This is a genomic window from Protofrankia sp. CiP1_Cm_nod4, assembly GCF_982290645.1.
Genome location: NZ_CEVIVC010000061.1, coordinates 25184 through 30948 on the forward strand (window position 1 = coordinate 25184; position 5765 = coordinate 30948).

General features: G+C 74.8%; 5 protein-coding genes. 1 reads left to right on the forward strand and 4 read right to left on the reverse strand.

Going from position 1 to position 5765, the window contains the following annotated elements; all coding sequences use genetic code 11:
- Window positions 1–23 precede the first annotated feature (23 nt).
- Window positions 24–1223 carry a glycosyltransferase gene (locus AC5LSR_RS13405; RefSeq protein WP_250281910.1) on the reverse strand — a complete coding sequence of 400 codons (1200 nt, stop codon included), beginning with the start codon at window positions 1221–1223 and terminating at the stop codon, window positions 24–26.
- Entirely contained in the window at window positions 1220–2461 is a 1242-nt protein-coding gene (locus tag AC5LSR_RS13410; protein ID WP_250281908.1) for a glycosyltransferase family 4 protein, read from the reverse strand. Before AC5LSR_RS13410 ends, AC5LSR_RS13405 begins: the two co-directional genes overlap by 4 nt.
- 416 nt (window positions 2462–2877) lie before the next feature.
- Between AC5LSR_RS13410 and AC5LSR_RS13415 the strand changes: the two genes are divergently transcribed.
- Window positions 2878–4287, forward strand: a complete 1410-nt coding sequence (locus AC5LSR_RS13415) for an FAD-binding oxidoreductase (RefSeq protein WP_493468520.1) — start codon at window positions 2878–2880, stop codon at window positions 4285–4287.
- Between the two features lie 85 nt (window positions 4288–4372).
- Here the strand turns inward: AC5LSR_RS13415 and AC5LSR_RS13420 are convergent, their stop codons facing one another.
- A complete protein-coding gene (locus AC5LSR_RS13420; RefSeq protein ID WP_250290786.1) occupies window positions 4373–5242 on the reverse strand; it encodes a hypothetical protein in 870 nt (289 codons plus the stop codon).
- Window positions 5239–5765, reverse strand: a 527-nt coding sequence (locus AC5LSR_RS13425; RefSeq protein WP_250290788.1) for an SPASM domain-containing protein, incomplete at its 5' end; no start/stop codon positions are given. The genes AC5LSR_RS13420 and AC5LSR_RS13425, both read right to left, overlap by 4 nt.

A 5765-nucleotide genomic window follows, 5' to 3' on the forward strand; every position in this document is an offset into this window, starting at 1 on the left:
TCATCGTGATGTCCACGGCACGGTCAGGCGGCGCGGCCGGCGCCGCGGTCACGTCCGTCCGCGGGCTGCCGTCGCGCGGGGTGCTGGCCGGGGCGTCCGGCGGCCGGGCCCAGCCCGTGGGCGGCGAGGAACCCGTCGACGGTGACCTGCCACGGGAACTGCTCCGCGCGGGCCCGCGCGGCCTGCCGGCGGCTGAACGGGTCGCGGGCGAGCAGATCCTCCACGCCGTCGGCGAAGGTCCAGCCGCTGCCCGCGGCCACGACCCCGGCGCCGGGCACGACAAGCTCCGCCAGGGCGCTGCCGTGGTGGACCACGACCGGGGTCGCGCTGGCCATCGACTCCAGCGCGGCCAGTCCGAACGTCTCCACCGGGCCGGGGGCGAGGAGCACGTCTGCGGTCGCCAGCAGAGAGGCGAGCCGGTCACGGTCCGCGACGAAACCAAGAAAGATCACCGGAAGGCCGGCGGCGCGCCGGGTCAGGCGCCCCCTGCTCGGGCCGTCCCCGGCGATCACCAGCCGGGCGGGGACGCCGCGGCGGACCAGCTCCGCCAGGGCGTCCACGGCGGTGTCGCCCCGTTTCTCCGGCGACAGCCGGCTGGCGTGCACCAGCAGCACCTCGCTGTCGCGGGCGAAGGCCCGCCGCAGCGAGGTGTCGTAACGGTCGGGACGGAAGCGGTCGAGATCGACCCCCAGGGGGATCCGCCGCAGGTTGGTGGCGCCGACGCGGCGGAACTCCTCGCCCGCCCACGCGGTGGTGGCGACCACCGTGTCGAACGACCGCGCGAGCGCGGCGTTGGAGCGGTCGGCGGCGGCCCGCACCGGCAGCACCCCGCGCAGCGGGCGGGGCGTCCACAGGTTCAGCAGCCGGTCGAGGCGTTCGTGGCTGACCACGACGGATCCCACCCCGGCCCGGCGGGCCCACCGGCCGAGCGGGCGCAGGGTCGCCCGGTCGTGGACCTCGAGCCGGTCGGGCGCCTCGGCCGCCAGCAGCCGGGCGACCCGCCACGGCTCGGCCAGCACCCGGTAGTCGGTGCCGGGCACCAGCGGCGCCCGCATGGTGATCACGGTCGCGTCCGGGGTGTGGCGGACGCCGTCGCGTTCCCCGGGGAGGATCTGGACGACGTCGTGCCCGGCCGCGGTGTACCCGGCGGCGAGGTGCCGCAGCGTCGTGCGGATGCCACCGGAGCGCGGCGCGACGAAGTTGGCCGCCTGGACGATCTTCACCGGGTGCTCCCGTCCTCGTTGTGACACGTCCCGGCCCGGTCGGCACCGTGGTGGCAGCGCGCCGTCCGGCGGGCGAGAACGGCCCGTGACCGCGGTGCCACACCGCCGCCGTACCCCGTCCCCAGGCCGCGGACGTCCTGGTAGTGGCCGATCAGCTCGTCCCCGATGGCGCCCCACCCGCAGCCGCTGACGGACTGGCGGGCGGCGAGGCCCATGGCCGTCCGCCGGCCGGTGTCGGTGACGAGGGCGGTGACGCGGCCGGCCAGCGCGGCCGGGGAGTCCGGGGTGAAGTGCAGCCCGGTGCGCCCGTCGTCGACGACGTCGAGCAGGCCGCCCGCGGCCGGCGCCACCACCGGGACACCGCTGGCCTTGGCCTCCTGAGCGGCCTGGCAGAACGTCTCGTGGGAGCCGGTGTGGACGAACACGTCCAGGCTCGCGAAGATCGTCGCCAGTTCCGCCCCGGAGCGGAACCCCAGGAAGGCCGCCCGGGGCAGCCTGCGTTGCAGCGCCGGCCGCAGCGGGCCGTCACCGACGACGACCAGCCGCGTCCCGGGGATGTCCTGCACGGCGCCGAGCAGGTGCACCCGTTTCTCCCGGGCGAGCCGGCCGACGTAGCCGACCAGCACCTCCCCGCCCGGGGCGAGGCCGCGGCGCAGCGCCGGGTCGCGGTGGCGTGGATGGAACCGCTCCAGGTCGACCCCGCGCGTCCAGCGGGCGACCCGGTGGACGCCCTGGCGCAGCAGCATGTCGACCGCGGGCCACGACGGCGCGAGCGTCCGCCCGGCGAGGCGGTGGACGGCGGCCACCCACCGCCAGATGGACCGTTCGGCCTGGGCGAGCCCGTAGCGGGCGGCGAAGCCGGCGAAGTCGGTCTGGTACACCGCCACGCTCGGCAGCCCGAGCCGCCAGGCCGCGAACGCGGACTGCGCGCCCAGCCCCGCCGGGGCCGCCAGATGCACGACGTCCGGCCGGAAGCCCGCGAGCACGCCGACCAGCCGGGGCCATGGCGTCGCCACCCGGAACTCCGGATATCCTGGCAGCGGAACCGACGGCACCCGCAGCACCGGGGCACCGGCGTAGACGTCGGGGCAGGCCGCTGGCGTACGCGTCCCGGCCGCGGGCGCGATGACGAGCGCCTCGTGGCCGCGGTGCCGCAGATGCTCCAGCACCCGGCAGACCGAGTTGGTCACGCCGTCGACGTGCGGCAGAAAAGATTCGGTGATCACTGCGACGCGCACGACAACACGGTCCCAAGCCCCGGGGAGGCAGCGCGGACGCCCGCTCGTCCACGACATGAACTTTGTGACACAGCTTGGTGGTACGACGCCGTACCGTGACGACGCCACGACCGCTGCCGGCCGCCACCTACCGATACGGACCGATGGCGGCTGATGCCGGACCGGCCGGCACCGCGGAGACGTCGGAAGAGCGCCGGAGGCGGATGTCCCCGGCCCGGTCTCCCCGGCCCGGTCCCCCCCGATCGGTGTCCGTTCCCGGCTGCGGCCTGCCCGGCCGGCGTCGCGGAGGTCGCACGCGGCGGCCCGGCCGGGCGCGGGCCCGGCGGCACTGGTCGCTGACGGTCACCAGCGCCACCGGCCCCCCGCGGCAGGCCCCGGGGCCTGGACCCGACGGCACGGCCCAGCATGATGGATGGGTGTTGATCACAGATCTCGTCGGCGTGCTCGGCGCCGCCCACGTCCTCACCGACCCGGATGTGACCGTGAGCTACGAAACCGACTGGACGGGCGCCTTCCGGGGGCGGGCCGCGGCCGTGGCCCGTCCCGCGACGACCGAACAGGTCGCCGCCGTGCTGCGGATCTGCGCCCGGCACGGCGTGCCCGTGGTGCCCCAGGGCGGCAACACCGGCCTGGTCGGCGGTTCGGTGCCGGCCGGCGCGGCGGCCGGGGCGGTGCTGCTCAGCCTGCGCCGGCTCACCGCGCTCGAGCCGGTGGACACCGCCGCCGGGCTGGTGACGGCCGGTGCCGGGGCGACCCTCGCCGACGTCCAGGCGCACACGCGCGCGGCCGGCTACGGCGTCGGCGTCGACTTCGCCGCCCGCGGCTCGGCCACCGTCGGCGGCATCGCCGCGTCCAACGCCGGCGGCGAGCGGGTGCTGCGCCACGGGATGACCCGCGGCCAGGTGGCCGGGCTGGAGGTGGTGCTGGCCGACGGCAGCGTGCTGCGGCGGCTGTCCGGCCTGCCCAAGGACAACGTCGGTTACGACCTGCCATCGCTGTTCGTCGGCAGCGAAGGCACCCTGGGCGTCATCACGAAGGTCCAGCTGCGGCTGGTCGGGCTGCCCGCGGCGCGTACGGCCGCTCTGCTCGCCGTGACCGGCCTGCCCGCCGCGGTCGGCCTCGTCGCCACCCTGCGGGCCACGGTGCCCTCCCTGGACGCCGTCGAGCTGGTCTTCGGCGACGGCGTCGACCTGGTGTGCGCCCACCAGGGCCGGCCGGCCCCGTTCCCCGGCCGGCCGTTCCCGCCGGACACCCCGTACCTGCTGGTGGAGTGCGTCGGGCCCACCGACCCGACCGGCGACCTCGCCGCGGCGGTGGAGACCGCCACCGGCGTGCTGGACGCGGTCGTCGCCACCACCGCCACGGACCGGGAGCGCCTGTGGGCCTACCGGGAGGGGCACACGGCGGCGGTGAACGCGCTCGACGTCCCGCTCAAGCTGGACGTCGCCGTCCCGCTCGCCCGTATCTCCGCCTTCGTCGACGATCTGCGCGCCCTGGTGCCGGCGGTGGCGCCGTCCGCCCGGCTGCACCTGTGGGGGCATCTCGCCGAGGCGAACCTGCACGTCAACGTCACCGGGCTGGACCGCGGCGACACCAGCGGCCGGGAGGCGCTTGCCACGGCGATCCTCACCCGGGCCGCGGCCGACGGCGGCAGCATCGGCGCCGAACACGGCGTCGGACGGGCGAAGACGGCGTGGATGGGCCTGTCCCGCTCACCGGCGGAGCTGGCCGTGCTCGCGGCCGTCAAACACGCCCTCGACCCCACCAACCTGCTCAACCCCGGCGTCCTCGTCCCACCAGGTCCCACCACCAGCCCATCAAGATGATCGGCTTTTCCTTCGCAGGTCAAGGAGATGTCAGCCCCGGGGCAGATCAGAAGGTTTTCCCTCTGGGTCGGCCCTCCACGATCAACTAGAACGTCTCCGGCTGGTCCAGGATCTTCCTGGCGAGCTGGTGGAGGGCGGGGCAGAGGTTGACGGTGTCCTCGTAGTAGGCGACGTTGACGAGGATGTCGGCGGCGGCGACCAGCAGCGCATAGCGTCCCGACGGGCTGTCGAGCACGTCCGCGAACGTGGTGTAGATCTGTTTGGCGGTTTCGGGGGCGGCCAGGGCGGTGCAGTACAGGCGTGCGGCGCCGGAGCCGGCTACGCCGGTACCCCAGTGTTCCCAGTCGAGGATCATCAGGTTGGGGATGGTGACGTTGCCCCAATGCAGATCCAGGTGTTCGGTGCTGCCCCAGGTCGGTGCGATCCCCGGCGGGAGCGGCCGGCCGTAGACGGCGTGCAGCAGGTAGCGGTGCCGTTCGGCGCTGTCCACCCAGAAGGTCCGGTCGGTGGGGTGGGTGGCCAACGTCTCCAGGGAAGCACGTAGATCATTCAGCCATTGGGGGGCGAGGGTGATGGGTGTGGCCAGGTACTGGCTGCCGGGCGCCGCGACCGGGTCGGGGGCCAGGGTCATCAGGTCGGCGCACACCGGGATGTCCACCGGCTGGGTGTGGGTCCATTCCACGCTGTCCAACAGTGTCGGTTTGTGGATGCCGCGCAGGGCGGCGGCGTCGCGGATGCCCGTCCACGCCTCCCGGTCCATCCCGTCCTCGCGGAACGGGGCGACCCGTAGCCATGCCCGTTTGCCCTGGTGGAGCACCGGGCCGCTGATGCTGTTCGCGACGCTGGTAGCGGGCGTGCACGGTTCGACGCCCAGTCGCTCGGTCGCGGCCAGGAACACTCCCGCCAGCCAGGCGTCATAGTCATCGACGCGGACCGGCAACCATCGCCGCCTCACTCGCGTACCTTTCGCAGGGGGCTACAGATCGGCGTGCACGACGGGACGCATCTGGAATCCGGCGTGCATTTCATGTTGGGCATGCAGGCGGTGGTCTCCGTGGGCCGGCGGGCCTGGTCGAGCCGCGCCACCTGTGCCCGGAAGGCGTCGCCGTCAAGGACGCTGTGCAGCGGTTCCCGTCGGGCGTTGCCAGCGACCGCATGCCGGGTGAACACACATGGTGACACCGTACCGTCCGGGCCGATGGCGGCGGTGCCGTGCCCGCACTGCCCGCAGGTATCCGCCTCGTCCACCGCCGGAGCCCCGCGGCCGAACGCCCGCACCCGGTCATAACCGATGTCGGTGACGCCGAGGGCCGCGAGGTCCGCGCGTGCCTGGTCGACGCGCTGGGCGTCGTCGACGCCGATGACGCCGACCCGCAGCGGGATCTCCCGGCGGACCGCCTCGGCGATGTTCGCTCTGGTCCGGGCGTGGCTGCCCGGCCGGCCGGTGATCGCCTCATGCTCGGCCGGGGCGTCGGAGT